The sequence below is a fragment of the Mycolicibacterium sp. SMGY-1XX genome (genome assembly GCF_059132455.1).
Genome location: NZ_CP101139.1, coordinates 7,081,459 through 7,108,393 on the forward strand (window position 1 = coordinate 7,081,459; position 26,935 = coordinate 7,108,393).

Below are 26,935 nucleotides of genomic sequence, written 5' to 3' on the forward strand. Positions count from 1 at the left end.
CTGTTGAGCCTCGACGGCCAAGAACACCACCGGCAACGTCAACTCGTCTCGAAGGCCTTCACCTCCAAGGCAACCGCGCGGCTGCGGAGCACATGCGCAGACGTCATTGCCGATTCTCGAGGTTGTACAGCCACTCCCCAAGCCTGCCAACTACCCGGTGCCAGACGCGCCCGAGCAGACCAGGGAGACCCCCACGGGCGGTCGGCTCAACCTGGGACCAGGCGGGAGGGCGTACGCCCGTCCCCGCTATGAGATGCAAGCGCTCCGCTCTGTCTTCTGCCTCATGTCTGCTCGGGACGTAGTGACCTCCGATGAGGGACAGCGTGGGCCTGGGCCCGTCCCTAAGTCGTGTTCACCCGCGACGGAGGTTAGTCGGCACCGGCCAGGCGCGGCGACGGCGTGGGGTTCAGCTGGCTGACCGCGGCGTGGACGTCGGCATGCCAGAGCCACAACCGGTAGTTGGGCTCGATCTCGACGTAGTCCTCGGGCCCGTAGAGAATTCGGGTGGTCATGTCCACGCAGTACCGTTCCCGCCAGTCCCAGGGGGTCGTGCGGCCGTTTCTTGTCGACGATGATGGCCTTTGGTGTTCTGGTAGAGCTTCACGGCCATGCGGTATTCGTAGGCCAGCAGCGTGTCGGGGGTCTGCCCAGATGCCGTGACCGGCGGTCACGGCCTCGTCGGCCGCCCGAAGCAACAACGCCATCGTTTTCTCAACTCATGTTGAATGGGTACGAGCGGTCAGATATGTGGGCAAGCCCGGGATGAGATCCTCTGGCCGGCGAGCGGTCTGCATGACGGTGCGGTCGGGTCTGATCACCGCGGCCGCGCATCGACCTCGGTTGAGCCACCGAGCAAGTACGGTGCCGGGCTCGGCGACGTACACGGACGCACCACGCAGCTCGATCGTTGCGCGGTGGGCAGGGTCCAGGTGGGCGGTAGTGACGACGGCAAAGCCAATCCCGAGGACATCGTCAAGCCGACGACCGGACGGCTCTATAGTGTTCGGGCACAACGTGCCCGCGAGGCGCCGTGGCCGGCCGGCAGCTTGCACGAACGCCGATTTGCGCAGAGTGGGCGTTGTGGAGTCGACGACCCTGTCACGCACGCCGGGGATCACGCTCAGGCGCGGTAGCACGAAGCGGCGCAGAAGATTTCCGATTTCACCGCCTGCGGTCATGAACTGCCCGACCATCTTCGCCAGCCGAATCATCGCCCGCACGTGCGGTTTTCGTTCCTGCTCGTAGGTGTCGAGAGCGCCACCGGGTAGATCGCCGGACAGCACGCCAGCCAGTTTCCAGGCCAGGTTCATCGCGTCGCGCAACCCGGCGCCCATCCCCTGACCGATGAACGGCGGCGAGAGGTGGGCGGCGTCACCGAGCAGAAACACATTCCCCTGCCGCCACCGGTCGGCAATCTGGGCGCGGAAGGTGTACTCGGCGACGCGGATGAGTTCCAGTTGGTCGTCACGCACTGTTCCAGTCCAGGGAGCGATCAAGGGCTTGAGAGTGGCCGCGTCGGAGAAATCACTTGCCGTCTCGTCACTGAGGAGTTGAAACTCCCAGCGGTAGCGGGTGTCCCCGATTCGCATGTACGTCGCTGCTCGCGCGGGATCGCAAACCTGATGTACGCCGTCCCACTGACCCAGGTCTGCGGTGGTATGGACGTCGACCACCACCCAGCGCTGTTGGAAGTGCAGATCCGTCATAGTCGACCCGATCGCTGATCGCACAAGGCTGTTGGCGCCATCGCAGCCGAGGACGTAGTCGGTGTCGATGTATATCTTCGTGCCGTCGATACGGTCGCGGCACGTGAGTCGGAGACGGCCGTCACCGAGTTGCTCGAGGCCGGTCACTTCGGTATTGCCGCGCAGTTCAATCTCCGGATAGCGTGAGAGATTGTCGCGCAGTAGGGTTTCCAGTTCTGGCTGGTCAAACATGCTCGCCTGCGGGAAGCCGTGAACGCTCGGGGCGATGTCGCGACGGAACTCAGCCAGGACGCGGTGGCTGCGGTCGCGGAACTGCAGTCCCAGCGCCGGACGGGAGATGGCTGCAAACTGCTCGGCGACGCCCATCCGGGCGAGCACGCGAAAAACCTCGTCATCCAGGTGCACCGCACGCGGTTGTGGGTACACCCCATCCCAGCGGTCGAGGACCAGGTTGTCGATGCCGTACTGAGCCAGGAGTGTAGCGGCACAGGCGCCGGTGGGTCCCGCACCGACGATGACGACCGGTGCAGAACGAATAGCATTGTTTTGCTGTGGCTTCGATGCTGACGTAGGCGAGTGTGTCATCGGGTGCCCGGTTACTCTGCGGTGGTGATCCGGTAGGTCACCGCGTATCGAGAGAGCTCGCGGTCGACGTCCAAACGTTGTGACGGAGCGTTGAGGGTGACGGTGAGGACGGGCTCACCGTTGTCGATATCAGCATCGACGCTGACGCCGCGGTGCCCGGCGAGAGCAGCGGTGATGGCGCGGCGGGCGGCATCCATGCGCAGCGGTGGTTTATAGGGCTTGCCGATCGCGGTGACCGGGAGCGCATCCAGGACGGTGACCGTCCTGGGTGCGGCGGCGCGCTCGCCGACGTGCGCAGACGCCCACTGTTGCAGCGCATCACCGCTGGTATCGCACCCGGGGTGCAGCGTGACGTAAGCGACCGGGACTTCGCCGGCATGCGCGTCGGGCGCGCCGACTGCTGCCGCAGATGCCACTGCGGAGTGCGAGAGCAGGGCGTCCTCGATCTGTGCGGGGTCGATGTTGTGACCGCCCCGGATGATGAGGTCCTTGGCGCGCCCGGTGAGGTAGACGAATCCGTCGTCGTCGACCCAGCCCAGGTCACCGGTGTTCAGGCGCCCCGAGACCAGACTGCCCAGCCCGTCGACCTGCAGACCTCGTTCGTCACGGCCCACGACGTAACCTGCGAACACCGTCGGCCCATCGATGACCAGGGTCCCGGTTTCACCAGCCGGCAACTCCTCCAGGTGCCCCTGACCGTTGCAGTTGGCGGCGGCGATTCGTTGGTAGGGCAGACGTTGGCCCACCGAGCCTGAACGCGGATGATCTGGGAAGTTACGCGCGCTGGCGCAGGTGGCCTCGGTGAGCCCGTAACCTTCGACAAGTGTTATCCCGGTGTGAGATTCGAAATCCTTGCGCACGGCCGGCGGCAGTGCCGACGCGCCGACGATCGCCATCTTCATGCTCGAGATGTCGGCGTCAACCGGGCAGTGGGACAGGGCGGCGTACACGGTGGGGACTGCGCTCATGGCGGTGATCTGGTAGTGCTGGACGATCTTCCACAAATCTGCATACAGGGCGGGGTCCCGGTATCCCAATGGTCCCGCCCACACCACCTGCTGGCCGCGCAGCAGCGGTGCGAGCAGGGTCACCATCAGGGCATTGACGTGAAACAGGGGCAGCGCCGCCAAAGTCACGAAGTGCTGATCGCTGAGGGTGTCGGCGGCGGCGACCATCCAGGCATCGGCGACTTCGTTTGCGTGGGTGTGTGCGGCCAGCTTGGGCGTGCCGGTGGTGCCGCCGGTGTGGAACACGGCCGCAAGGTCACCCGGTTGAGGGTCGACACCGTGAAACGCTTCCCCGTCGTGACCGGCTGCCAGAGTGGTCAAGTACCCGACAGTGGCGCCCCTCAATGCCGGCGCAGGTTCACGGACGGCTGTCCCGGTGGGCGCAAGTAACAGCACGGTATCGATCAGCCCGCCTGTGGCCAGCTCCTCGGCCAAGGCCCAACTGGTGCCATCGAGTTGGGGAGCTGCAGTGATCAGGGTTCGAGCGCCGGTGCGCTTGACCAGCTCGCTGACATGCTCAACGCTCAGGCCGCTGTTGATGGGCGCGGCGATCCCGGCGAGTTGCGCGCCCAGCGTCGCACTGATCAATTCGTGGCAGTTCGGGGAGAGTAGTGCGACGACACTGTCACGGTCAACTCCGTTGGCGTGCAACAGGTTGGCGGTGCGGCGAACGTCGGCAGCCAGCTGAGCAAACGTCCGCGACACCCCGTCCTTCCAGCGGGTCGCGTCCGGGAGGATGGTGACCGCGGCAGAATCCGGCCACAAAGTGGCCGCGCGTTCCAGGATTTCAAAGGTCGTACCCGGCAGGCCGCGTTGGCTCAACGGCACACTTTCCACAGCGGCAAGATCCCCGGGGCCGGTGTAGCGGGGCCACAACAGATCTCCGGTCATGCGTAGATGACCTTCATGCGCTGAGTACCGAGGTCGAGTGCACCATCGTCGGTGCCGATCGTCGCCTCAACCACATCGTCGTGCTGCAGGTACTTCTTGTTTCCGGCCTGTCGTTTGAAGAACGCCTTCCATTTCACCGCCGGCGGGAGCACGGCACCGATCACCTCGATGGGCTTGGGCGGGGCACTCAATGCGGTGCCGGCCGGCGTTCCGGTGAGCACCAGGTCGCCGGCCGCGAGATCCTGGAACCGGCTCAGCGACTGCAACGCCTGTAGGGGGCGGTAAAGCATGTCGCCCTCAACCAGTGCGTCCTGTCGCACCTCGCCGCTGACACTGAGCTGCAGCCGCAGATCGCCGAACCGCGTGAGTTCCTGGGCATCGAGCAACACGAGTTCAGGACCGACCGGGGTGAACGTGGGGTAGGACTTGGCTTCGTAGAACTGGGTTTGCGGCAGTTGGATGTCACGGGCCGACACGTCGTTGGTGACAACAAGCCCCGCGACGTAGTCGCTGAGGTTCGACTCGGTCACGGTGGTGCCGACTGGCATGTCGCGCCCGATGACAAGGCCGATCTCGACTTCGTAGTCGAGGAACCGGACGTGTTCGGGCTTGATGATGTCGTCGAACGGACCGCTGATCGATGCCGAGGCCTTCCGGAAGAAGGTCAGCGGCACAGTCTTGGGGTCCATGCCGGAATCCTTGACGTGGGATTCGAAGTTGGTCATCTGCGCAACAACTCGGCACGGCCGGGTCACCGGCGAGATCAGGTCAAGGGAGCCGACGTCGACGGTGGTACCGGTGTCGGCGCCGTTCGCGGCGGTCGTGATGGCCGTGCGGTCGGCCAGCAGCGCTGCGGTGGTGAGGGCTGTGGTGCGGATCTTGACGGCACGGTCGTTGGTCTTGACCCACCAGCTGTCGGTGGTGCGGAGGATGGAAATGCTCATGAGCGTGCCACTTTCAGTAGGCCGAGGAGGCGGTGGAGGTCGAATTCGTTGGTGCGTGGCAGTGCGGTCAATATGGACAGGGCCTCATGGCGTGCCGCCCGGGGACTCGTCCCGAGGAAGTCGCTGGTGACCGGCGGTCCCCATTGAGACAGACCGCTGGCGGTGAAGGGCGCCCATCCCGGTTCGAGGGTGTGGTCGAACATGTCGCCGTCGGCGAAGTGCTCTACGAGAAAACCGTCGGGGTCGCGCCAGTAGTCGAAGAGCTGGCTGCCCTGGATATGTCTTCCGATGCCCCATGAGCGGAAGTAGCCGCGTTCGCGGAGGTACTCACCGCCGGCGGCGAGCGCATCCAGATCGCTGACCTGGTAGGCGGAGTGGACATAGCGGTTGGCCGGCCCCAGTGCCACGGCCAGTGTGTGGTGATCGGCGGGCTCCGACCCACGGTCGCAGCGAATGAAGCTCATGGTCGGGCCGCGCTCCCGTTGACCCGGGAAAAAGAGGAAGTCACTGACGATCATGCCGAGGTTGTCCAGGTACCAGTTCAGTGCCGCCAGGTACGTGGTGGACTGCAACACCACATGGCCCAGGCGCTGTACCCGGGCCGGGACCCGGCGGGGCCGCTGGGTGGTGTTCGTTCGAACGACGTAGCCGCCGGCGTTGATGAGCATGGGTTGCTGTCCGGGCAATGGGGGATGACTGTGGGTGCCTGCGACGACTCGGACCCGAAACCCGCTGGGGTCGGTGAGATGGACGGCCGATCCGCCGAGCGTCTCCGGCAGCCGCTGCACCCGTGCGCCGGTCTTCTCGGCCAACCGCCGCACATCGGCTTCGTCTGCGGCACGGAACGCGACGCCGGTAAAACGGGACTTCTCGCCGCGATGCAAGATCACGCACGGGGCTCCCGGGTCCGTCCCGCGTAACTGCAGTTCGCCGGGAGTGCGCAGCGCCACTTGGAATCCGAAGGCCCGCGCAAAGGCCTCGGCGCGCACCAGATCAGGCTTCTCGAATTCCAGCCACGCGATATCGCGCACTTTGATGATGGGGTTCTGTGCGCGTCCCGGATGTTCGCCCTGCAGCGAACCCTGCTCGCTGTGCAGCTCGCTGTGAGTACTCATCATTTGTGCGCCACCTCCCGCGCCCGAAGTTGAGGAAATCGTCACATACGACGTTATGCTCAGTCAAGCATCCTGACGAAATCGTCATCAATGACAGAACTGCTACATTGACCTCACATTCGAAGGTGAGGTGGTCATGAGTGAGCCGGCCGGCGCGGTGGTCAACCGGGTGCAGCGACGCAAGCAGCGCACCCGGGCCGCGTTGATCAACGCGGCGCAAGGTTTCATCGCCGACGGCAAGCTGAATGTGGCAGTCCTGGACATCACCCAGGCCGCCGACGTCGGCATGGGCTCGTTCTACAACCACTTCGACAGCAAGGAACAACTGTTCGCCGCTGCGGTTGCCGACGCGCTCGATGCGCACGGCGCGCTGCTGGATGTACTCACCGCTGGCGTCGAAGATCCCGCAGAGACATTTGCGTGCCGGTTCCGACTGACCGGGCGTCTATTTCGGCGCCGCCCCCAGGAAAGCCAGATCCTGCTGGCCAATGGGGTGGATTTGTTGTCCGCGGACCGTGGGCTGGCGCCCCGCGCGCTGCGCGACATCGAAGCGGCCATCCACGCCGGTCGGTTCACCGTCGAGGATCCGCAGCTGGCACTTGCCATCGCCGGTGGCGCCATTCTGGGTCTAGGTGCCCTGCTGCGGAAGGATCCTGGACGCGATGACGCCCGGGCCGCTGACTCTGTCACCGCAGACGTACTCCGACTGTTCGGAATGTCGGACAGTGACGCCGCCGAGGTGTGCGCCCGCCCACTGCCAGATCTCGACGCGGCTGCTGGACCCCAGACTACGACTTGAGGCCGATCGCGTCCGGACCACCCCAGGCCACCCGGCCGTCCAACCCGAGGTGGGCCACCGGCGCGTACTGGTTCGCACTAGGTGTCACGGCATAACCTCTACTGATTCACATCCTGGGCCGCCTGGGCATCGCACACGTCCGATGATTCCGAAAGCCTGTCGGGGCGAGCGGTGTTGGCCCTCCTTGGTGGTGCCACGATTGCGATTCTCCCTTTTCGGTATCGGGACATGTCCGCGCAGAAACGAACACCTGTGCACCGCGTCGGAATCGATGGGCTCAGTGCGGATAGCGTGGACAGCTCTCAGCCTCCGAGATGCATCAGCTGGGAACGTGCACCTGCAAGAGCACCGCGCTGTGATCACTCTCGGGGAGGCATTTTTCCACGCCGTTGGTCCTGCCCTGGCGTAGGCCGGTGCGAACCTGATCGCGCTGTCGAGGCTGCCGGCAACCCGGTACCTGCGCCACGCAGCACGACAGGCTAGATCGTGCCCTTCCACCCGACCGAGCAGTACAGGAGTCCTCGCCCGAAGACCTCGCGGTACTGCGGGCCCTACTCGACATGGCCTTACGGCCCCTCGCTTCTTCTGCGGGAGTCTCCCACGTCGGGCAGGTTCTGCTGGGGGCGTTGCGCTACCAACTCAACGCGCTGGAGACGGTCGTGGCGCTCCGGCGGTGGAGCTGATTGATCTCGAGCACAGGCTGACCGCCGGGGCCGCTTGACTGCCGCGCCAGAAATCCAGGGGCGTCCGCTACTCTGCCTGGCGGAAATATGGTTCGACCGTGCCACTGAGCTTGATGACCATGGGATTTCCGCGGCGATCCTTTGCGGTAGGGACTTCAACACGCACCCAACCTTCGGCCACGTTGTATTCGTGAACGTTGGTTTTCTCGGTGCCGTTGAAGCGGATACCCACGCCGCGGCGGAGAGCCTCTTCGCTGTAGAAAGCGCTGCGCGGATCGATGGAGAGGTGATTCGGTGGGCTGTCTGTGTTCTGATCCTCGGGCATGATGGCTTTCGTTGAGTGCTGCGTCAGGTGCTCGGATTGAGCCTCAAAGAATCTACGCGGCCCTGCGGTAGCGAGTTGCGCGTAGGTCTTGACGGGCCGCCTCGAATCAGCAGCGACGCCCCCTTCCCCCTGTGGCTTCTCATACTTCATGTCCACTACCAATCCCCTCGGCTGCGCGGACGGCAGCGTTCTCATCAGATGTCCACACCTCGAATTCTCACTTTCGTGTCCACCAGTTGGGAGACGCTGGTTGTCTTCACGGGACCCCTGTCATCCCCTTCCAGGCCCACGGCTCTCGATTGGTCGCGCGACGTGAACTCGATGGTCGAATCTCTTCAAATTTGATTCGGCTGCAACAGTTCTCAGGACCTGTGTGCGATCGCTGCGATGTCGTCGGCGGACCACCGTGATAGGTCGGTTTAAGACCGGGGCCGACTGACTGGAATGGCAACGGTGCTGCTCACACCACAGGACGCCCCACGCCCACGTCAACTGATCAGTTGATCTGATCTTAGATCACCCCTTCTAAACATCGCCGGATCCGCTTACGGTCAGGGCATGCCGTCAACTCAGGCTTCGCAAGAGTCCTTCACCCGATCGGCACGCAAGGCCCAAATCGTGGCCGCTGCGATCGACGTGATCGCCGAGGTCGGGTTCGCCCACGCGTCGATCCGCAAAATCGCCGACCGGGTGGGAATCGCGATGAGCGCAGTCCTTTATCACTTCGGCACCAAAGACAATCTCGTCGACGCCATCGTCGAGCACATGTACCGCACGATGCTCACCCAGCTCGCCCCCGCAATCGACGCCGAGCGCAGCGCCACCGGCAAGCTACACGCTTACATCCGTTGCAGCACCAGCTATTTCGGCACACACCGCACCGCCCTGAAAGCGCTGGCCTCACTCGGCACCACCTACGTACCCACCGATGGGCGCCGTTTCGAAGAGCTCGGGCTCAGGCCCGACATCGCCGAACAGCTCGCGATACTCGACCCCACCTCGATCCTGGCCGCCGGCCAACACGACGGCGAGTTCGGGGACTTCCCGCTGCAGTCCACCGCGATCGCACTGCGCGGAGCTGTCAACGGTGTCGTCGATAAGGTGCTCGGCGACCCCGGCTACGACGTAGGCAGCTACGCCGGCGACTTGATCGAGATCTTCGATCGCATCGTGGGCAGGTCGCGATGAGCACCGTCGCGATTGCGGCAGTCGGCAGCCACGGTGACGTCGCCCCGCTGGCCGGGCTCGGCGCCGCACTCCAACAGGCCGGGCACCGGGTCGTCATCGCCGCCTACACACCGTTCGCCGACCTGATCACCGAAGCCGGGTGCGAGTTCCGGGAACTGTCTGCCGATTTCACGCCAGGCACCGACCACGCCGGTGCCACCATCAAAGAGGCGTTCGCCGCGATGTTCACCCCGCGCGGCCAGCGCGAGACTGGCCAGCTCATCCTTGGTGCCCTCGGCGAAGCACCCGCCGACATCCTGCTGCTACCACCGCTGGCCGAACTTGCCGGACACCCCCTGGCCGAAGCCCGCGCCATCCCCTCGGTCGGGGTCCGGATGCAACCGCTGTCGCCGACCGCGGACCATCCCCCGAGCGTGCTGGGTGCCTGGTCACTCGGCGGAGTCGGCAACCGGATGGCCGCCGGGGCCGCGGTGTGGGCCATCGATCATGTCTACGGCGAGGTTGTCGCGCACTTTCGACGTGAACTCGGACTCCCGAAAGCCTCTGCACGTGCGCTTCGGCGTCGCCGCACGGACGCCGACTGGCCAGTCCTGCACGGCTACTCACCCACCATCGTGTCTCGCCCCGCGGACTGGCGGCCTGGTTTGCAGGTCACCGGGTACTGGTGGCCACCAACTCCTTTCCCATGGCAGCCCCCACAAATCCTCAGTGAGTTCCTGGCCGCGGGCCCCGCGCCGGTGTTCATCGGGCTGGGCAGCACCGTGGTCACCGCGGCGCGCGCTGAGCAGCTCGCCGACATCATCGCCACAGCGCTGCCGCAGGCCGGCGTGCGCGGCATCGTCCAGTCCGGGTGGGCCGGACTCGACGTCGCCGGCGAGAACATTCTCACCATCGGTGACACACCGCACGAGTGGTTGTTCCCGCAGATGGCCGCCGTCGCACATCACTGCGGCGCCGGAACCACCGCCGCGGCCCTGCGTGCCGGCATCCCCAGCATCGCCCTGCCCGGGCCCGCAGGCGATCAACCCTTCTGGGCGCAGCGTCTGCACATGCTCGGCGCGGCCGCCACACCCCTGCCCCAGCGCCGGCTGACCGCGCAGCGCCTCGCCGCAGCCATCCGCACCACACTCAATTCCACCGACCTGCCGCAGAACAGCCGACGTCTCGCGGACTGCCTCGCCGGCGAGGACGGCACCACCGCAGCCGTCACCGCCATTGAGCAACTCCTGTACTCATCCCATCGCTGAGAGGAACGGCCGACGGCCGCACAGGAACTCACGGGCAACGCGCTGCTGGCCGGGCAAAACCGACATAGTGTTTCGACACGTGACACGCGCGTTGACTTGTCCGCCGACAGCCGTAGTTAGGGATCGAAATAGGTCACGCAACAGAGCAACTGACTAGTGGTACGCGCTGCAAACTTGAAGGCCGCGCAACCGCACGGACACGTGGTGACGGCGTCGCCAGCAAGCATCGTCGTAGGAAACCCTAGGGCAGGCCTTTCCGTTTTCGAGGACCACTTTCGCTGCACAGAATTACTTCAGATGGTCTCCGCGCCATGCTGCCACCTCCACGTCTCCGTTCTTGAGCAAGCCGATGCCCTCGGACACGGGCTCCGTGCGGAATCACCGGGGCGGGCGCGACCTGGCCGCGGGCCGGGGGCGCCGACTACCGCTGACACCAGTCCGATGGCGCCGTTGGTAGCGCAGCGAGTGTCGCCCACGAAGGGTGCCTTCGTGGGGCGACATTGCGTGACGACGCAAGCTGGCGGTGGCCGCGCTTCACATCACGGTGCTGAGCCCCAGGATGATGGGCAGGGAGTTGACTGACGCGAGTGTCATTGCGCCGCTGTGGGTTTTGAGGGTTCCACGGGTGGAGAAGCCGAGCAGGGATTGAAACATCCAGAAGAAGTTGCTGCTGACGTGCGGCAGGAACAGTGCGCCCGATCCTGCCGCGAGGGCGACGAGGACCACGGGCACTTCCAGGGTGCCCGCGATCGGGGCGAGGATCCCGGCTGCGGTGATGGCGGAAACCGAGATCGACCCCAACGCGATGTGCAGGACTGCGGCCACCAACCAAACGAGCAGAAGCGGGGGCAGGAAGTCCGATCGGAAGGCGTTGAAGCAATTGTCGACGCTGCGGCGCCGCACCACCGCTGCCCTGGACTCCTCCACCCTGGGCTTGGGGCAGGCGATCAAGCACGCCCTGCGGTTCAAACCGCAGACCGTGGTGCTGGCCCTGGGCGGGTCAGCGAGCACTGACGGCGGCGCCGGCATGCTGGAAGCCCTGGGGTCGAATTCTGTGACCACGCAGGCCGGCCCCTTCGGGCCCGCGGGCGCACCTTGTCGGCGATCGGATACGTCGACACTTCCCGGGCGGTCAACCTCGACGGGGTGCGCATTGTCGTCGCCGGCGATGTCACCAACCCGTTGCTCGGACCCGACGGCGCCGCGGCCATCTACGGCCCGCAGAAAGGTGCCGGCCCCGACGACATCGCCTACCTGGAACAGGGCCTCACCAACGTCGCCAGAGTCATTGCGAGGCAAACGGTTCCGCACGGCTTCACCCTCGCCCTGACCCCGGGTGGCGGGGCCGCCGGAGGCGCCGGTTTCGCCGCCACCTTGCTCGGTGCGTCGATGACCTCCGGAGCGGACCATTTCCTCGACCTGTTGCACTTCGACTCCCGGGTCACTGACAGCGACATTGTCCTCACCGGCGAAGGCACCATCGACGAACAGACCCAGAGCGGGAAGCTCCTCAGCGCCGTCGCCCGGCGCGCTCACCGCACACCCGTCATCGCCGTCGCCGGCAGATGCACCTTGCCCCAGACCGAATGGCGTGCCGCCGGCTTCACCGAGGTGAGAACGCTCAGCGAATTCACCGCCCGCTCCTCCGTTGACGACCCGCACCACAGTGCCGAGGTTCTCACCTGGATCGGACACGACATTGGACGCCGCCTGGTGGTGATCTGACAGACCGAACGGTTTGGGAGAACGGCTATCCCCGATCAACCTGGTGGCCTTGACGAGACGCCGTTAGTGTTTACGCCGTGAGCGGCCAGCGGACCCCAGGTCGGGTACGCGCGGGAATCGGCGCGTCCATAGCGGTGGTGGGCGTACTGGTCGGACCGTCGTGTTCGCACCACATGACGGGCGGGTCGCCAATACCTGTGGAGCCGTCAGCGCCGCCACCGGCCCGCGCAGCAGTAGACGACACCGTCACCGCGGTATGGGCATTGGCCGATTCCTTCGACACCTTCTCCGGCGGTCACTGCGCCGGACGATTCACCAACGCTGGGATGCGCGATGGCGCAACGGTGCAGTTGCGCAGTCAGTCTCAGGGCGGCAGCGCCACAGCCACCGCCACAGCACGGACTAGGCAGTACCCGCCGAGGATCTATAACGGCGTCAGGGGCCGCTGGGTGGAGGACGACGGCCTCTACTGTGTCGTCACAGCGATATTCGCGCCGGCTACCCCCGACCCGGACGGGCACTACGTTGTGAAGTTCGCCGGTGGCAGCTGGGCCCACAGCGCGCGAGTCCGCAGTGAATTCTGGATGTACGACCCGATAAGCCCCCCTGGCTACGGAACGAGCAGCACCGTGCATCAAAGCTGCACCTCGCTGGCGGACCCTCCCGACAAACAATGCCCCGAGCCAGGCCGCTAGCCATCGAGCCAAGAGCGACGTCAGTTCTTCATCGGCGCCCACGCTGCTGCCCGGTTACCAAGGACAACTTCTCGACATACGCATCGTCATTACTCGACCGCACGCGGGACAAGAACGGATAATGGTTGAAAGCCCGGTCATTCAGCCCGTGTAGCTCAGGTCGTGCGGAGCAGCTACCGGCGGGATCAGTGCGACACCTTCTGTCGCACCTCGGAGAACGCCTCGGAGTCGGTGTCGTAGATCCGGACGATGGATTGGTCGCCGGGCTGCAGGAAGGTGGTTGCACCGAACGGGGTGTACTTCGTTGCCCCGATCCCGATGAGAACGTTGTGGGGGTGACCGCTGGCCGCCATCGCTGCGCCGACATCTTCAAGTGGGGTGTCCTCGGACCCCTTCTGATTGGCGAGCCGTTCGATGATCCAGTCGAGCAGCGTTGCGCCGTAGTAAGAGTAGCCCTGCAGCGGACTGTCGACGCCGTACGCGTGTTCCTGGCCGTCGGCGGTGAGTAGCGCGCATGCCAGGCGGAGGGTGGCGGTGGGGCCGTTTGGTGTCAAGTCAGAGATCTCGAAGAATTGCGCGGCAACGCCTTTGGACGCCTTCCCCCAGTTTTTCTTGTGGCTGATCTTCGGCGCATTGGGCCGTCGGATCGAGCAGTCGTTGAACGCGCCGAGGGCAAAGGGCTGCAGGCTCGTTACGGTGTCTCCTTGCCACGTGACCCGGCACGCCAGGCCGACCTCCGGTTCGATTTGCAGGTTCAGTGGCCCGTCGGTGGGGCCTGGGGGTGGTAGCTCGATGGTGTTGTGCGACAGCGGGAATTCACCCAGGAAGGTGTCGTTGTTGGGTGCGTACCAGGGGAAAATCCCCTTGGGTGCGGCTCCCTTGGAGGTGACGTTCAGGAAGTCCGCTGCTTCGCCGGCCTGCTCCAGGTGGCCTGCGAAGTTGCCGGCGACACCGATCCCAAACCATGTCCGCAGCTCGTCAAGATCAATGGTGATCATGTGCGGCGGTCGCTGGGTGGCGCCACTCATGATGCGGTGATGGCGTCGGCGACGGCCTTGCCGAGGGTTTCGGTGGTGGCGCTCCCACCCATGTCAGGGGTCAAGGTGTCTCCACCGCGGGCCAGCACGGTTTCGATTGCGGCGAGTACGGCGCCGGCGGCCTGGGGTTCGCCGAGGTGTTCCAACATCATGGAGGCGCACCAGATCTGTCCGATCGGATTGGCGATGCCGCGGCCGGCGATGTCGGGGGCTGAGCCGTGTACGGGTTCGAACAGGCTCGGGTATTTCCGCTCCGGGTTGATGTTGGCGCTGGGGGCGATGCCGATGGTGCCGGTGCAGGCCGGGCCGAGGTCAGACAGGATGTCTCCGAACAGGTTTGAGGCGACCACGACGTCGAACCAGTCGGGGTGCATGACGAAGTTCGCCGTCAGAATGTCAATGTGGTACTTGTCGACCTCGACATCGGGATAGTTGGGGGCCATCGCCGCGACGCGTTCGTCCCAGTACGGCATGGAGATGGAGATTCCGTTGCTCTTGGTCGCCGAGGTGAGGTGTTTCTTGGATCGGGTCTGGGCGAGATCGAATGCGAACTTGAGGATTCGGTCGACCCCGGTGCGGGTCATGATCGTTTCTTGCAGCACCGTCTCGCGGTCGGTGCCTTCGAAGATCTTGCCACCGACGCTGGAGTACTCGCCTTCGGTGTTCTCCCGCACCACGTAAAAGTCGACGTCACCGGGTTGACGGCCGACCAGTGGGCTCGGGACACCCGGCATCAATCGGACCGGCCGCAAGTTGACGTACTGATCGAAGGCGCGGCGGAATTGCAGCAGGCTGCCCCACAGTGAGATGTGGTCGGGCACCACCTCTGGCCAGCCGACGGCGCCGAAGAACAGCGCGTCGAAGTCGCGTAGTTCGTCGAACCAGTTGTCGGGCAACATCTTGCCGTGCTTGGAATAGTAGTCGGCGCTGGAGTGCTCGAAGTGGGTGAAGTCCAGTTTCACGTCGTACGCGGCCGCCGCGGCGTCGAGTACGCGCAGGCCTTCGGGCACGACTTCGGTGCCGATCCCGTCGCCGGGAATGACGGCGATCCGGTGGGTCTTGCTGCGATGCGTGGTCATGTTGGGGATGCCTTTCGGTGGAGCGGTGTTTCTAGGCTCGGTCGACGGGGTGTTTTGGTTCGCGGCCGTCGAGTACGGCAAGAACCTCGTGCGCGGCGGCCAGTCCGGCGCGGTTGCGCGCCTCGACGGTTTGGCCGGCCAGGTGCGAGCTGACAACCACGTTGTCTAGATGACGCAGAGGGCTGTCGGCAGGCAGTGGTTCGACGTCGACGACATCGAGTGCTGCGCCGGCGATCTGGCCTGTTGTCAGCGCTGTGACAAGTGCAGTCTCGTCGACGAGGGCACCGCGGGCGGTGTTGATGAGTACGGCGGTGGGTTTCATGGCGCGCAGGGTGGCGCTGTTGATGAGGTGGTGGTTGGTGGGGTCGGCGCGGGCGTGCAGGCTCAGGTAGTCGGCCGCGGTGATCGCGGTGTCACGGTCCACGAATTGAACGGATGTGTCGTCCGGGTCGGGATGTGCGGTGTGGACCAGCACGGTCATACCGAACGCAGCTCCGAGGTACGCGACGGCGCGTCCGCTGGGCCCGTAACCAAGGACGGCGAGCGTGGCGCCGCGCAGTTCGTGCCCGGCTTCTCGCGGCCAGCCTCCCGCGCGGACTCCATCAATCACGGCACGCAAGCGGCGCGCGGCGGTGAGCATCAACGCGAGGGTCATTTCGGCGACGGCATGGTGGTTGACGCCGGGGGTGTTGCATACCCGGATACCGCGCGCCGCGGCGGCCGCGACGTCGATCGAGTCGTAACCCACGCCGCTGCGGGCGATGACTTTCAGTTCACCTGCCGTGTAGAGCATCTCGGCGGTGACGGGCTCACTGGCCATGATGGCGGCGTCAATACCGTCGAACAGGGTGAGCGCTTCGTCGGCAGCTCGCTTGCCGGCCGCCGGGCGGTAGGTGACCTGATGTCCGTGACGTCGCAGCACGGCGTCCACCTCGTCCCCGGGACGCAGGTAGTCAGTGGTGACCAGGATGCGGGCCATCAGGCTTTTCCTTCTGGTTTGGTCAGACGAGAGATTCGTTCGGACAGTTGCGGCAGGGCCGCCGCCTGTGCGGCCGCGGCGGCCCTGTCCTCACGGATCGAGAAAGACTGTTGCGGCGATCAGTGCGACACGTGCGCGTTAGCGCGGGAGGGTGACGCCGACTCGGCTACGTCGTCTCCGGCAGTGGCTTGGTGCTCAGTCCCCGCGGCCAGTACATCGAGTTCTTCGTCCTCGATGTTGAACTCGATTTTCCCGGCGAGCACGTCGCGTGCCCGGTCGGCGTCGAAGTCGTTCTCCCACTTCGCGATCACGATGGTACCGATGGCATTGCCGAGAACATTGATGAACACCCGGCCCTCGTTCAGCAGCCGGTCGATGCCGACGATCAGCGCGAGCGCGGCCAGTGGAACGTGACCGACCGCGGTAATGGTGGAGGCCAACACGATGAAGGCACCACCCGCGATGCCAGCCGTGCCCTTGCTGGTCAGCATCATCACCCCGACCATGATGAGCTGTTCCTGCCACGACAGATCGATACCGACGGCTTGCGCCAGGAACAGCGACGCCATCGTCAGATACACCGCCGAGCCATCCAGGTTGAACGAGAAGCCAGCCGGAATGACCAGCCCGACAACCGGTTTACCGACACCGAGGTGTTCAAGTTTGCGCACCAGTTGCGGCAGGATCGCTTCGCTGGAGCAGGTGCTCAGCGCGATCAGCAGTTCGGTCTTGAGGTAGCGCATCAGCGGGATCAGACCCAGGCCGCAGGCCCGGGAGATCAGGCCCAGCAGTACGACCACGTAGACGATGCAGGTGCCGGTGAACAGCAGGATGAGGAAGCCGAGTTGCTGCAGACTGGAAGCGCCGTATTTGGCGACAACGGAGGCCAGCGCACCGAAGGTGCCGATCGGGGCCAGCCACATCACCCAGCCGACGATCTTGAACACCACGTGCGAGAGTGCCTGGATTGCCTTGGTGATTGGCGCGCTGGATTCGCGGGTGACGTTGAGTGCGCACCCGATCAGCAGGGACACCACCAGTGCCGACAGGATGGCGTGGCCGGTGATGGCGCCGAACAGCGATTCGGGGATCACGTTTGACACGAACTCGACGAATCCGACCTTCTCACCGGAATCGACACCGGGAATGGTGCTGGCATCGAGGCTGTTGACGTCGATGTTCATGCCCTTGCCGGGCTGGAAGATGTTGGCGACCGCGAGGCCGATCAGCATCGACACCAGCGACAGGACAAAGAAGTAGCCCAGGGCCTTGACGCCGATGCGGCCGGCGCGGCGCAGGCTGTCCATGGTGGCGATGCCCAAAGTGACCACGCAGAAGACCACGGGAACGACGATCATCTTGACCAGGCCGATGAACCAGTCGTTGAGCGGGGTGAGCGCCTTGCCGACCTCGGGGGCCAGCAGGCCGACGGCGATGCCCAGGACGGCGCCGAGAATGACTTGGAACCACAGTTGGCGGATCAGCGATCCGAATCGGGAGCGCTTTTTGGGTGGCGCTGCAGTGGTGGCGGACATGGCAAGACTCCTTCGATGCAGTTTGGTGTTTGCGGCCGTGATGCGGGTGGGCTGGGTGGCGGCCGGTGGCCGGGTAGCGATGAACTAACGCGCCGCCCGGCCACGACACCGGGGGCACCGATTTACGCGATCAGTGGAGTTCGCGCAGCACCTTGTAGAAGGCGCTCTTGGCTTCGAAGCCGATGCCGGGCACCTCGGTGAGCCCGACCCGGCTGTCGCTGACGACGGCGCCGTCGGCGAAGCCACCGGTGGGCTGGAATTCGCCGGGGTAGGACTCGTTGCCGCCCAGTTTCAGGGCTGCGGCGATATGCAGCGAGAACTGATGCCCGCCGTGGGGGATGCAGCGGCGCGAGGACCAGCCGTGTTCCTTGAGCATGTCCTGGACACGCATGTACTCGGTCAGGCCGTAGCTCAAGGCGGGGTCGACCTGGATGTAGTCGCGGTCCGGGCGCATGCCGCCGTAGCGGATCAGGTTGCGGGCGTCCTGGACGGAGAACAGGTTTTCGCCGGTGGCGATGGGGCCTCGGTACTGCTCGGAGACAATGGCATTGAGGCGGTAGTCCAGCGGGTCGCCGATCTCCTCGTACCAGAACAGGCCGTAGGGCTCGATGGCCTTGGCGTACTCGAGGGCGGTCTGCAGGTCGAAGCGGCCGTTGACATCGACGGCGAGGCGGGATCCGTCGCCGTCGAGGACGTCGATGACGGCTTCGATGCGCTTGAGGTCTTCGGTCAGGTCGGCGCCGCCGATCTTCATCTTGACCACCGAGTAGCCCATGTCGAGGAACCGGCGCATCTCGTCCTGCAGGTCGGAGAGCGTCTTGCCGGGTGCGTAGTAGCCGCCGGCGGCGTAGACGAATACCGAGTCGTCGGGCTGGCCGTCACCGAAGCGGTCCGACAGGTAGCGGTACAGCGGCTTCTCGGCGATCTTGGCGGCCAGGTCGAACAGCGCCATGTCCAGCACACCCACCGCGACCGAACGCTCGCCGTGGCCGCCGGGCTTCTCGTTGTTCATCATGAACGGCCACGCCTTGGTCGGGTCGATGTTGCCGGTCTCGTCGACCAGGCTGTCCGCGTCGGCGTCGAGCAGCCGGGGGATCATCCGGCGGCGCAGGATCTCGCCGGCGGAGTAGCGGCCGTTGGAGTTGAAGCCGTAGCCGACCACCGGCTCGCCGTTGCGCACCACGTCGCTGACGATGGCCACGATGGAGCAGTCCATCGAGCTGAAGTCGATCCAGGCGTTGCGGATCGATGAGCTGATCGGGACGACGCCCTCGTGGATTGACATGATCTTCATCGGTGCACCTCCCTTGTAATTTATAAGATGTGAGTTGTAACTGATGAGCGATGCTAGACTCCCTGTGACCGCCAGCACAAGCCCAGCTCGTGATCGCGGTCATACATCGAGGTCAGAGAGATGAGGCACATATGACGGCGCCCGGAACCACCAATGTGTTCTCCAGCAAGGCCGACGTGGCCTACGCCGAACTGCGCCGCCTCATCCTCAACGGCGGCCTGCCCGCCGGATCCCGCCTGGCGCAATACGAACTCGCCGAGCAGTGGCGCATGAGCATCACCCCACTCCGCGAAGCGATCCGCCGACTCAGCGGCGAAGGCCTCATCGAAATCGACAACCACAAAGACGCCCGCGTCTCGGCGATCGGCGCCAATGAAGCGCGTCAACTGTTCGAAGTACGACTGGCCTTGGAGCCCGCCGCGGTGGCTCTCGCCGCCGAACGCCGCACCGACGACGACGTAGTCCTCATGAAAGCCGCACTGTCGCAGCTGGTTCCGGTCACCCGAGAATGGGGCGAAGAGGGCCTCTGCGCCCACAGCGCCTTTCATCGCACGCTGTACGCGGCCTCACACAACGACGTCATGATCAAAACCCTCGACGACCTATGGGCGAAATCCGACCGCTACCGCCGACTCGGTCTGATGCTGCCCGCCGGAGAAGAACCGCGCACCATCGACTTCAACCAGCACCATCAGATGCTCGAACTCGTCGTCGACCGCGACATCGCCGCCGCCCACGACCTGGCGCGCCTTCACATCGAGAACAGCCTGACCGCATCGGCGATCGACGCGCTCGAAGACGAATTGCAGACACGCCAATCCGCAACCGCGTAACTGCAGTGCCTGTGACCTCCCGACTTTGTGAGCCCGAACAAGACTGACGACCATTCGCAGAAGCCACGTCAGGCAGGCGCCCCCGTTCTGGTTCCAGCGCGAGATGCTGATCGCTGCGAGGTGCCAGGCCGCACAGCACCCTCTCGAACCGCCTAACGAAGCCGCCGACGCGCGGTGTGCACTACCTCACCGCAACGGCTCGCGAGGCATTGGGCCCCGACCGCGCCGGATCTAGCACCCCTGTGCGCTCTCCGCTTGGTCTCGTCGCTGTCGTGCGCGTACCGAACTATGGTTTATCGCTCTAATTCTCTGCAGTGCAATGCATCTGAGTCCACTGGTCTGACCTTCCGGATCTAGGACCCGGCGACCGGAGAGGGATGCGATTCTCACTTAAATGGCCCATCGAGTGGACATTCAGAATGAGAATTGGACATCAAACTTGAGAAGCCACACCCCCGCCGACTGTGGCTTCTCAAGGTTATGTCCACTCGGCACAAAGGTTTGGCCGTTCACCGCCTAAACCGTCAGGATCTGATAACGCGTATCACTTCTCGTCATGTGACGCGCCTGCCGCTTGGCATCCCGGCTCCATCAAAACTATCTGTGGCGCATGATGTTTGATGCCAGAGCAGGAACTACCGCGTGCAATCTATCCGCGATGGAACCAGAGTCGCCAGCGACCCTTTACCGGCACTGCCTTCCTCAATGTAATCGGCTCATGTTCAACCGCAGCGCACGGTGGGTGCGCGCCCGCCGGAACTGGTCGTCGGCGCCGGCTCACCGAATCGCACTGCCCCCGTTACGTCGATTCGCGACCAAAGACGTACCGGTCGAGGGGTATGAGCGGTAGCGACCCGCAGTGTGCGATTCGGCGCCTCGAAGGCGACCGCTGTCTAACGATGGCGACGATCGACGCGGGGGCCCATGCGAAATCACCGGATCAGCGGCGATCGAGCCCGCCGCGACGAGTGCCGGGGCTCCGTGCCTGCGTACTTCCGATCACCCGATCGAGTGCGAACTACCCGTCACCAACAACACCCAGTCGCGGCCAGTCAGCCACCAAGGCTGGAACCCGACGGGCAGGTCAGGTCACGATGTCACCAATTCGTGCAGCAAATCCGAACCAAGCGTTGTAACACTGACCCGGTTCTGCTGTGCGTCAGAGCGATACGAAGTCGGCGTGCCACCTGATGCCCCCGCGGATAGAGGCGGACCCGCTGGCAAGGCTGGAACCGTCTCGTGGTTTGGCTCAAAACCCCCAAATGGCGGCCAGACGGACCCTATGTACGTCAGCTCGGTCGTTCACTCCATTGGCTCGGGCGTAAATGTGACGTCGACACCGCCCACGGTCATCGTCACCTGACCTTCAATCACCATCACCTGCGCCGCAAACCGTCGGTCAACGGTCTGGGCCAGCTGCTGCACCGGTGCATGCGGTATCTGCACCACCGACAGGTTCTTCCATGTCGACACTTTGGGGCCGACGGTGCGCCACCAGGTAGCCGCGCCGGCCGCGAACGGGAATAGCAGCACCTGATCGGCCTGGCTGGCCGCCTTGCCCAAGACGCGTTCATCAGGCTGGCCGACGTTGATCCACTCCAGGATCCGGCCCGTATAGTCGGCGAGCCGCAGGTCCGGGATCCCCGGGGTGGACAGGCCGGCCCCGAACGCCAACTCACCGTCGACGTCGCTGAGCCGGTGTGCGCGCAGCCCAAACGCCAACAACCGCACCACCATCCGCTCATCGGTCTCACTGGGATGACGGGCCACGGTCAGCGCGTGATCGGCGTAGTAACCGTGATCGACATCAGAGACGCCGAGTTCGACTTTGAACACTGTTGCAGAAAGAGCCACGCCATAGTGTCCACCCTGATGGTGTTCCCCGAGCAGTCAGGCCGCTTCGAGTGGTCAGGCCGCCGCGCCCGTCGCCAGATCGAGTCGCCACCGATAGACGCCGGACTCGCAACCTTGCAACAACGCCTGGTGAACCGCGTGGACAATGGCCCGACGCGGCCCCGGCTTAGGCAGCTGCCGCGGGGGGACGCCAGTCGCACGAGGCCGGCGACGTATCACTTTGTCACGGGCAGGATTCGGCCATTTTGCCGTCGGGCTCGGGTTTGCCGCTCCGCAGGATGAGGGCGCAGGCGAATGCGCCCGCTACGAAGATTGCACTGGAGCACCAGAAGGCGACGGCGTAGCTGTGGATCGCACCGTCGATCTGGATGGCTGGACTGGTGGCGTCCCTACCGGCCAAGTAGCGGGTGAGCGCGGAGGCGGCTAGTGAGTTCAACAGCGCGATACCGATCGATCCGCCGAGCTGCTGGGCGACGTTGACACTGGCGGAGGCGATACCCGCATCGTGCGGCGCGACGCCCGAAGTTCCGGCATTCATCGCCGGTGCGACGATTGCGCCGATGCCGATCCCGAAAAGCATGAGCGGGCCCAGAAGGTTTGCGGCATAGGTACTTTCCGTACCGATACCGCTCAGCCAGGCCATCGCGCCGGCCGCGGCGAGCATGCCCGCGAACACCAGGGGTCGCACGCCGACGCGGGGGTAGAGCTGTGTGGTGCACACCCCTCCGGTCACGGCCAGGGTGGCGACCATCGGCAGGAACGCGACACCCGTGGCGACTGGTGAGTACCGCAGGATGTCTTGCATGTAGTAATTCAAGAACAGGAACGCGCCGAACAAGCCGATGCCGGCGATGAAGATCGCGAGGATGGAGCCGCCGCGGTTTCGGTCAAGGAGCACGCGCAGCGGCAGCAGTGGGTGGGCGGTGCGGGTCTGCCACCAGACGAACAACGCGACCAGCAGTGTGCCCCCGGTGAGGAATGCCCAGGTCTGCGGGGCGCTCCAGGGGTGGGATTCGACGTTGGAGAAGCCATAGACGATGCCGACCAGGCCGGCGGAGACGAAGAGGGTGCCGGGCAGGTCCAGTGTGGGCCGGTCGCGAGTCTTGGCCTGGCGCGGGATGAGGGTAACGGCGCCAATGAAGGCGAGCAGGCTGATGCCGACGTTGACGAACAACGTCCAGCGCCAGGTGAGGTACTCGGTGAGTACGCCGCCGAGCAGCATCCCGATGGCCGCTCCGGATCCCGAGATCGCGCCGAACACCGCGAACGCGGCGGCGCGTTCTTTGGCGTGGGTGAAGGTCGTTGACAATAGGGAGAGCGCGGCGGGGGCGAGCATCGCGGCGGCGACGCCTTGCAGGGCCCGCGCGGTGACGAGGACCTCGAAGTTTTTTGCGGCACCCCCGAGTGCGGAGGCGCCGCCGAATGCGAGCAGGCCGATCAGCAATATCGCCCGGCCTCCGAGCAGATCGGAGACGCGACCGAACAGCAGTAGCAGGCTGCCGAAGGCGAGCGAATACGCCGTGACGATCCACTGCCGGTCGCCGAGTGAGAAGCCGAGGTCTTTCTGAGCGTCGGGCAACGCGATGTTCACGATCGTGACATCGAGGACGTCCGTGAGCTGAGCCAGACAAATGACGGCCAGGATCCACCAGCGTCGGACGTGGCGCTGTCGAGGCTGGCTGCCGGTGTTCGCCATCGGGGTGGCCATAACGGTGTCCTTTCCCGACGAGTTGGCCGGCGTGTGACGGCACGCCGGCCATGCACGTCTTTGAACGCGGCAGACAGTGGTGCGAGTGAGAGGGGTGTGTCAGATGAGTGGCTGGCCGTCGCGGAACAGCCCTCCGGTGGGACCATCGGCCCCGAGGGTGGCGGCCCAGACGACCCCGCGGGCGCTTTCGGCGGCAGGTCGGTCGGTGTCGTCGTCCTCGCGTTCTGGGTGGGTGGCGGTTTCACCGGGGTCGACAGCATTGACGAGGATCGCGGTAGCGGTGAAAGCACGGGCGAGCGCAGTGGTAAGGGCATTGAGCATGTGCTTGGCCATCGAATAGGCCGGCGCGCGCAGGCTCGCCCCGAGATCGAGGCCGGTGGCGAGCTGGAGTGCGGACACGCTGGAGACATTCACGATCCGCGCGGCGGGCGCATGGATGAGCAGTGGCGTCATCGACTGGACCAGGGCCCAGGGGCCTAGTACGTCAACTTCCATCGCTGAGCGCACTGCGTCGAGGTCGGCGTCGAGCGCGGACAGGGTCCGAAAGTCAGGCATGTCGCTCGCGTTGTTGATCAGGGCGTCGAGCTGGCCGAAGGTCTGGGTGAGGTAGTCGGTTGCCTCGCTCATGCTGGCCTGATCGGTCAGATCCAGGCGCAGGGCAGTCGCCGCGTACCCGTCCTGGCGGAGCTGCTCGGCCAGCGGTTCCGCGCGGGTGACGTCGCGGGCGGTCAGGATGACGTGGTAGCCGAGTTCGGCGAGTTGGGTGGCCACGGCGAAGCCGAGGCCGACGGGACGGCTGGTCCCGGTGATTAGGGCGGTCTTGGTGGTGATGGCGGTGTGCTCCTCACGAGCGAATGAACGAACTTAGTTCGTCTCGAATGAAGTTCTACGCGTCGAACTTTGTTCGTGTCAAGTTAAGGTGACCCGTGTGGCTTCAAACTCCAAGCACCGCAGTACCGCCCGACGCGAGGCTGACGATTCGTCGTCCGTGGCGCGCAAGCCGCCCATCACCATCGAGCGCATAACCGCCGCCGCGTTGCAGGTCGTGGCCACGCAGGGGTACGACGCGTTAACGATCCGCAGCGTGACTAACGCGCTCGACACCGGCCCGTCGTCGCTGTACGCCCACATCGTCACCAAGGCCGACCTCGACGACCTGCTGATCGGGCACCTGTGCTCGAAGCTGGTGCTGCCTCCGCCCGATCCAGCCCAGTGGCGCAAGCAGATCCGTGACGTATGCGTCCAGATCCGCGACCAATACTTGAAATACCCGGGCATCTCCCGGGCTGCGCTCGCCATGGTTCCGACCAACATCGACACCCTGCGGGTGAGCGAGGGAATGCTTGCCATCGTCATTGCCGGGGGCGTCGAGCCTCAGACTGCGGCCTGGGCCGTCGATGCCCTCTCGCTCTACGTCGCCAGTTATGCGCTGGAGAGCTCCATGATGCGCCGGCGGCAGAAGGACCGGAACGCCACCTGGGTCCTGAGCCAGGAAGAACTAGTGCGCCGCTTCGACGCGCTGCCCGAGGCCGACTTCCCGATCACCCGACGGTATGCGCACGAACTCACCTCCGGAACCGGACACGAACGCTTCGACTTCACCCTCGGGCTGCTCATCGACAACCTCGCCCCTTAGCCCAGGTGCCACCAATGGTCGGTCGGAATGCCGACCGGGACGGCGAGTTGAGCCGGGAAAGCGATCGGATACGTAAGCGCCTACTGACCGGATCCGCGGCGGGCGTGGCGGATCGCGGTCTGCGGATTGCCGCCGAGTGCGCCGGCCAGGACCGGTGGATCGGGTGGTCTGCGTGATGGTCTGCCAGGTGCTTAGGCGTGGAAAGAGCGAAGAGAGCCTGATCTTCTTGAGGCCGCCTCGCGGAATGTCTGGTCGAATGCCGAGCAGCCCAACCGATTACGTGGTGTTGATCAGTTACGTGATGCCGCGCATGACCGTGCGGCTGCCGATGTGCTTGAGGTGTGCGGTCCGCGACAGAGGCGGAGGTGGTTGGGGCGGTGCCGAGTCTGGCGAACAGCGTTGGGGCGTCGGTGGTGAGTTTCCGCAACTTTCTTCTTTCTTCTCTGTTGCTGACTCTGGTTGGGGTGAAAGGTTAGGTCGAGCCCTAGTCGATCCTCGGCCTAGGCGACGGATATCCGGTCCGGCGGGTCCCTCGGCCGGGACGCTCGTGCGGCGGCACCTTCGGCGCGTCCTTCAGCGACCGGCCCTTGCCCGCGACGGTGCTCAGGGCCCGACGGCAGCGGGGGCAGATCGGCTTGCCTTCGATGTCGACGGTCCAACTCTTGCCGCCGCCGGGGCAGGGCTTATCGATCATCGTGCCCACGTTACGGTTCGACGGCCCAGGATCACCACTCGTCGGAAACCAACAGGTACCGGACTTTGGCGCGTACTCGGCGGTTTCGTCGCGTGCCCGTGCTCTACGGACTCAACGCCGGACACCCCAACGCGATGCACATTGCAGTCGCGACCTCGACCGCCGTCATGGTTGCCAACGCCTCCATCGCCACCTTCACCAGTCGCGCCAGCGGACTAATCAGCCGCGATTACCTACTGCCTCTCGCCGTGTTCGTAGCGGGCGGGGCTGCGATCGGCGCTTTGGCCGCGACCCACGCACCGGATTCGGTCGTCCATGCACTATTCATCCTTACCTATCGGTGACCATCATCGACAGTGTGGCCCGCAGCGGCTTCCTCATGCGCTCCGGCGATCCCAAACCCCTCAGCAAGCGCGCTTCGACAGTCGGGGGCCTCGCCATCGGAGCAGTGGCGGCCTTCCTTGGAGTAGGCGGCAGCGTTATGACGGTTCCCCTCCTACGACGCCGACAGCTGCCCATGGCTGCGGCGACAGCAATGGCAAACCCGCTCAGCATCCCGATCGCAGTGGCCGGCACTGTCCTGTATTCCCTGCCCCCCGGTCACCCCCTGAACTCTGTGGGAGCAGTGGGGTTTGTCGATCTCATTGCCGGGGGCAGCCTCCTCGCAGCCTCGCTACCCACAATCGCACTCGCTCGAAGGCTCGTTCACCGTGTGCCTGACCGCGTTCACGCCATCGCTTACATTGCGTTGTTGACCGTTACGCTGGCCGCGATGATCGTCGTCTGACAACCGACCCGTGTTCGAAACGGCCTGACCGCAGTGGCCAATACGACGCACCGCCCAACCAAAAGAGGCTTTTCGATGCGGCGCATTGCGGAGATACTGAGCCAGCAGGAGCCGATGCAGTCGCCGCGGACTCGTGCTCCCAGTTACGGTGGCCACAACCGGAATTCTCACTTTCGTGGCCACTGCACGAATGTGACGAATGAGGTCCAACAGGTACTGTTCGCAGTTAATCGGGGTCGCTCAGTCGGTTTCGTCATGTGACACATCGCCAGCGGGACCGCACTCGTCTACTGACCGTCGCCCGCTCATTGCCGGAATCGGGCAGCGAAACCAGGCTCCGGCCGTCCACTGTCGGCCCCACCTCACGGGCACGTCCCATCATGAACAGCACGACCAACAACACGGCGGCCAAGCACGATGACACGCAGAACGTCCAGAACAGTGTGCGGGGATCTACCCCGGACGCAAGTACCGTGCCGCCCAGCCAGGGTGAGACGATGGCGCCGAGCCGACCGGTGCCGGTGGTCCACCCCAGCGCCGTCGCGCGGATCTCCACCGGGTAGGCGTTGGCCATCGATGAGTTGATCTG

Annotated in this window: 26 protein-coding genes and 1 pseudogene; 10 read left to right on the top strand and 17 right to left on the bottom strand. The window is 64.9% G+C overall.

The genetic code is table 11. The features are described from left to right. Positions 1-368: 368 nt before the first annotated feature. From NL241_RS33840 to NL241_RS33860, 5 genes are all read right to left on the bottom strand, one after another. Positions 369-512 (bottom strand): hypothetical protein, encoded by a 144-nt coding sequence (locus tag NL241_RS33840; protein ID WP_494396320.1) that lies wholly within the window; start codon positions 510-512, stop codon positions 369-371. A gap of 204 nt (positions 513-716) precedes the next feature. Further along, the gene (gene mhpA / locus NL241_RS33845; protein WP_494396321.1) at positions 717-2,291 is read right to left on the bottom strand and encodes a bifunctional 3-(3-hydroxy-phenyl)propionate/3-hydroxycinnamic acid hydroxylase MhpA; all 1,575 of its coding nucleotides are present in this window, start codon (positions 2,289-2,291) and stop codon (positions 717-719) included. An 11-nt stretch (positions 2,292-2,302) separates the two neighbouring features. Further along, positions 2,303-4,189 carry an acyl-CoA synthetase gene (locus tag NL241_RS33850; RefSeq protein WP_494396322.1) on the bottom strand — a complete coding sequence of 629 codons (1,887 nt, stop codon included), beginning with the start codon at positions 4,187-4,189 and terminating at the stop codon, positions 2,303-2,305. Continuing rightward, a complete protein-coding gene (locus NL241_RS33855; protein ID WP_487689672.1) occupies positions 4,186-5,133 on the bottom strand; it encodes a fumarylacetoacetate hydrolase family protein in 948 nt (315 codons plus the stop codon). Before NL241_RS33855 ends, NL241_RS33850 begins: the two co-directional genes overlap by 4 nt. Then, positions 5,130-6,248, bottom strand: a complete 1,119-nt coding sequence (locus tag NL241_RS33860) for a VOC family protein (protein ID WP_487689669.1) — start codon at positions 6,246-6,248, stop codon at positions 5,130-5,132. Before NL241_RS33860 ends, NL241_RS33855 begins: the two co-directional genes overlap by 4 nt. Before the next feature lie 136 nt (positions 6,249-6,384). On the opposite strand from NL241_RS33860, the gene NL241_RS33865 reads away from it, so the two are divergent. Further along, positions 6,385-7,047 carry a TetR/AcrR family transcriptional regulator gene (locus NL241_RS33865; protein ID WP_494396323.1) on the top strand — a complete coding sequence of 221 codons (663 nt, stop codon included), beginning with the start codon at positions 6,385-6,387 and terminating at the stop codon, positions 7,045-7,047. 560 nt (positions 7,048-7,607) lie between these two features. Beyond that, positions 7,608-7,730 carry a hypothetical protein gene (locus NL241_RS33870; protein WP_494396324.1) on the top strand — a complete coding sequence of 41 codons (123 nt, stop codon included), beginning with the start codon at positions 7,608-7,610 and terminating at the stop codon, positions 7,728-7,730. Between the two features lie 67 nt (positions 7,731-7,797). Here the strand turns inward: NL241_RS33870 and NL241_RS33875 are convergent, their stop codons facing one another. Then, entirely contained in the window at positions 7,798-8,055 is a 258-nt protein-coding gene (locus NL241_RS33875) for a DUF3297 family protein (protein WP_487690582.1), read from the bottom strand. A gap of 558 nt (positions 8,056-8,613) precedes the next feature. Between NL241_RS33875 and NL241_RS33880 the strand changes: the two genes are divergently transcribed. Both NL241_RS33880 and NL241_RS33885 read left to right on the top strand, forming a co-directional pair. Further along, positions 8,614-9,243, top strand: coding sequence for a TetR/AcrR family transcriptional regulator (locus NL241_RS33880; protein ID WP_494396325.1), 630 nt, complete (start codon positions 8,614-8,616; stop codon positions 9,241-9,243). Then, the gene (locus NL241_RS33885) at positions 9,240-10,490 is read left to right on the top strand and encodes a glycosyltransferase (protein WP_494396326.1); all 1,251 of its coding nucleotides are present in this window, start codon (positions 9,240-9,242) and stop codon (positions 10,488-10,490) included. The genes NL241_RS33880 and NL241_RS33885 overlap by 4 nt, the downstream gene beginning before the upstream one ends. Before the next feature lie 534 nt (positions 10,491-11,024). Here NL241_RS33885 and NL241_RS33890 read toward each other — a convergent pair. After that, positions 11,025-11,396: a GntT/GntP/DsdX family permease gene (locus tag NL241_RS33890; protein ID WP_494396327.1), complete on the bottom strand. Its 372-nt coding sequence runs from the start codon at positions 11,394-11,396 to the stop codon at positions 11,025-11,027. On the opposite strand from NL241_RS33890, the pseudogene NL241_RS33895 reads away from it, so the two are divergent. Then, a pseudogene (locus NL241_RS33895) lies at positions 11,296-12,215 on the top strand (glycerate kinase). The gene NL241_RS33890 and the pseudogene NL241_RS33895 sit on opposite strands and share 101 nt — an antisense overlap. A gap of 880 nt (positions 12,216-13,095) precedes the next feature. Here NL241_RS33895 and NL241_RS33900 read toward each other — a convergent pair. From NL241_RS33900 to NL241_RS33920, 5 genes are all read right to left on the bottom strand, one after another. Next, positions 13,096-13,908, bottom strand: a complete 813-nt coding sequence (locus tag NL241_RS33900; RefSeq protein WP_494396328.1) for a DUF5718 family protein — start codon at positions 13,906-13,908, stop codon at positions 13,096-13,098. A 26-nt stretch (positions 13,909-13,934) separates the two neighbouring features. Continuing rightward, entirely contained in the window at positions 13,935-15,026 is a 1,092-nt protein-coding gene (locus NL241_RS33905; RefSeq protein ID WP_494396329.1) for a tartrate dehydrogenase, read from the bottom strand. A gap of 31 nt (positions 15,027-15,057) precedes the next feature. After that, positions 15,058-16,005: a phosphoglycerate dehydrogenase gene (locus NL241_RS33910; protein WP_494396330.1), complete on the bottom strand. Its 948-nt coding sequence runs from the start codon at positions 16,003-16,005 to the stop codon at positions 15,058-15,060. 119 nt (positions 16,006-16,124) lie between these two features. Beyond that, entirely contained in the window at positions 16,125-17,540 is a 1,416-nt protein-coding gene (locus NL241_RS33915) for a cation:dicarboxylate symporter family transporter (RefSeq protein ID WP_487689611.1), read from the bottom strand. A 130-nt stretch (positions 17,541-17,670) separates the two neighbouring features. Continuing rightward, on the bottom strand, positions 17,671-18,834 hold the full coding sequence (locus NL241_RS33920) for a mandelate racemase/muconate lactonizing enzyme family protein (RefSeq protein ID WP_487689608.1): 1,164 nt from the start codon (positions 18,832-18,834) through the stop codon (positions 17,671-17,673). A 131-nt stretch (positions 18,835-18,965) separates the two neighbouring features. Between NL241_RS33920 and NL241_RS33925 the strand changes: the two genes are divergently transcribed. Further along, positions 18,966-19,667, top strand: coding sequence for a GntR family transcriptional regulator (locus NL241_RS33925; protein WP_487689606.1), 702 nt, complete (start codon positions 18,966-18,968; stop codon positions 19,665-19,667). Positions 19,668-20,969: 1,302 nt separating this feature from the next. Here the strand turns inward: NL241_RS33925 and NL241_RS33930 are convergent. The 3 genes from NL241_RS33930 to NL241_RS33940 all read right to left on the bottom strand — a co-directional run bounded on the left by NL241_RS33930 (position 20,970) and on the right by NL241_RS33940 (position 24,060). Next, a complete protein-coding gene (locus NL241_RS33930; protein ID WP_487689603.1) occupies positions 20,970-21,521 on the bottom strand; it encodes a YaeQ family protein in 552 nt (183 codons plus the stop codon). Between the two features lie 223 nt (positions 21,522-21,744). Further along, positions 21,745-23,229: an MFS transporter gene (locus tag NL241_RS33935; RefSeq protein WP_494396331.1), complete on the bottom strand. Its 1,485-nt coding sequence runs from the start codon at positions 23,227-23,229 to the stop codon at positions 21,745-21,747. A 99-nt stretch (positions 23,230-23,328) separates the two neighbouring features. Then, the gene (locus tag NL241_RS33940; protein ID WP_494398443.1) at positions 23,329-24,060 is read right to left on the bottom strand and encodes an SDR family NAD(P)-dependent oxidoreductase; all 732 of its coding nucleotides are present in this window, start codon (positions 24,058-24,060) and stop codon (positions 23,329-23,331) included. A gap of 157 nt (positions 24,061-24,217) precedes the next feature. On the opposite strand from NL241_RS33940, the gene NL241_RS33945 reads away from it, so the two are divergent. Continuing rightward, positions 24,218-24,865, top strand: a complete 648-nt coding sequence (locus NL241_RS33945; protein WP_487689598.1) for a TetR/AcrR family transcriptional regulator — start codon at positions 24,218-24,220, stop codon at positions 24,863-24,865. A gap of 14 nt (positions 24,866-24,879) precedes the next feature. Continuing rightward, positions 24,880-25,041 carry a hypothetical protein gene (locus NL241_RS33950; protein WP_494396332.1) on the top strand — a complete coding sequence of 54 codons (162 nt, stop codon included), beginning with the start codon at positions 24,880-24,882 and terminating at the stop codon, positions 25,039-25,041. A gap of 308 nt (positions 25,042-25,349) precedes the next feature. Here the strand turns inward: NL241_RS33950 and NL241_RS33955 are convergent, their stop codons facing one another. Next, the gene (locus tag NL241_RS33955) at positions 25,350-25,559 is read right to left on the bottom strand and encodes a hypothetical protein (RefSeq protein ID WP_487689593.1); all 210 of its coding nucleotides are present in this window, start codon (positions 25,557-25,559) and stop codon (positions 25,350-25,352) included. 92 nt (positions 25,560-25,651) lie between these two features. On the opposite strand from NL241_RS33955, the gene NL241_RS33960 reads away from it, so the two are divergent. Continuing rightward, positions 25,652-25,903: a TSUP family transporter gene (locus NL241_RS33960; protein WP_494396333.1), complete on the top strand. Its 252-nt coding sequence runs from the start codon at positions 25,652-25,654 to the stop codon at positions 25,901-25,903. Further along, entirely contained in the window at positions 25,900-26,346 is a 447-nt protein-coding gene (locus NL241_RS33965; protein ID WP_494396334.1) for a TSUP family transporter, read from the top strand. Before NL241_RS33960 ends, NL241_RS33965 begins: the two co-directional genes overlap by 4 nt. 253 nt (positions 26,347-26,599) lie before the next feature. On the opposite strand, the gene NL241_RS33970 is transcribed toward NL241_RS33965, so the two are convergent. After that, a complete protein-coding gene (locus NL241_RS33970) occupies positions 26,600-26,920 on the bottom strand; it encodes an MFS transporter (RefSeq protein ID WP_494396335.1) in 321 nt (106 codons plus the stop codon). Positions 26,921-26,935 lie beyond the last annotated feature (15 nt).

Bases quoted from the DNA above. Each gene is read 5' to 3' on its own strand.
- NL241_RS33840 (WP_494396320.1), bottom strand. From the start codon at position 512: ATGACCACCCGAATTCTCTACGGGCCCGAGGACTACGTCGAGATCGAG.
- mhpA (WP_494396321.1), bottom strand. From the start codon at position 2,291: ATGACACACTCGCCTACGTCAGCATCGAAGCCACAGCAAAACAATGCT.
- NL241_RS33850 (WP_494396322.1), bottom strand. From the start codon at position 4,189: ATGACCGGAGATCTGTTGTGGCCCCGCTACACCGGCCCCGGGGATCTT.
- NL241_RS33855 (WP_487689672.1), bottom strand. From the start codon at position 5,133: ATGAGCATTTCCATCCTCCGCACCACCGACAGCTGGTGGGTCAAGACC.
- NL241_RS33860 (WP_487689669.1), bottom strand. From the start codon at position 6,248: ATGAGTACTCACAGCGAGCTGCACAGCGAGCAGGGTTCGCTGCAGGGC.
- NL241_RS33865 (WP_494396323.1), top strand. From the start codon at position 6,385: ATGAGTGAGCCGGCCGGCGCGGTGGTCAACCGGGTGCAGCGACGCAAG.
- NL241_RS33870 (WP_494396324.1), top strand. From the start codon at position 7,608: ATGGCCTTACGGCCCCTCGCTTCTTCTGCGGGAGTCTCCCACGTCGGG.
- NL241_RS33875 (WP_487690582.1), bottom strand. From the start codon at position 8,055: ATGCCCGAGGATCAGAACACAGACAGCCCACCGAATCACCTCTCCATC.
- NL241_RS33880 (WP_494396325.1), top strand. From the start codon at position 8,614: ATGCCGTCAACTCAGGCTTCGCAAGAGTCCTTCACCCGATCGGCACGC.
- NL241_RS33885 (WP_494396326.1), top strand. From the start codon at position 9,240: ATGAGCACCGTCGCGATTGCGGCAGTCGGCAGCCACGGTGACGTCGCC.
- NL241_RS33900 (WP_494396328.1), bottom strand. From the start codon at position 13,908: ATGATCACCATTGATCTTGACGAGCTGCGGACATGGTTTGGGATCGGT.
- NL241_RS33905 (WP_494396329.1), bottom strand. From the start codon at position 15,026: ATGACCACGCATCGCAGCAAGACCCACCGGATCGCCGTCATTCCCGGC.
- NL241_RS33910 (WP_494396330.1), bottom strand. From the start codon at position 16,005: ATGGCCCGCATCCTGGTCACCACTGACTACCTGCGTCCCGGGGACGAG.
- NL241_RS33915 (WP_487689611.1), bottom strand. From the start codon at position 17,540: ATGTCCGCCACCACTGCAGCGCCACCCAAAAAGCGCTCCCGATTCGGA.
- NL241_RS33920 (WP_487689608.1), bottom strand. From the start codon at position 18,834: ATGAAGATCATGTCAATCCACGAGGGCGTCGTCCCGATCAGCTCATCG.
- NL241_RS33925 (WP_487689606.1), top strand. From the start codon at position 18,966: ATGACGGCGCCCGGAACCACCAATGTGTTCTCCAGCAAGGCCGACGTG.
- NL241_RS33935 (WP_494396331.1), bottom strand. From the start codon at position 23,229: ATGGCCACCCCGATGGCGAACACCGGCAGCCAGCCTCGACAGCGCCAC.
- NL241_RS33950 (WP_494396332.1), top strand. From the start codon at position 24,880: ATGGTCGGTCGGAATGCCGACCGGGACGGCGAGTTGAGCCGGGAAAGC.
- NL241_RS33955 (WP_487689593.1), bottom strand. From the start codon at position 25,559: ATGATCGATAAGCCCTGCCCCGGCGGCGGCAAGAGTTGGACCGTCGAC.
- NL241_RS33970 (WP_494396335.1), bottom strand. From the start codon at position 26,920: ATGGCCAACGCCTACCCGGTGGAGATCCGCGCGACGGCGCTGGGGTGG.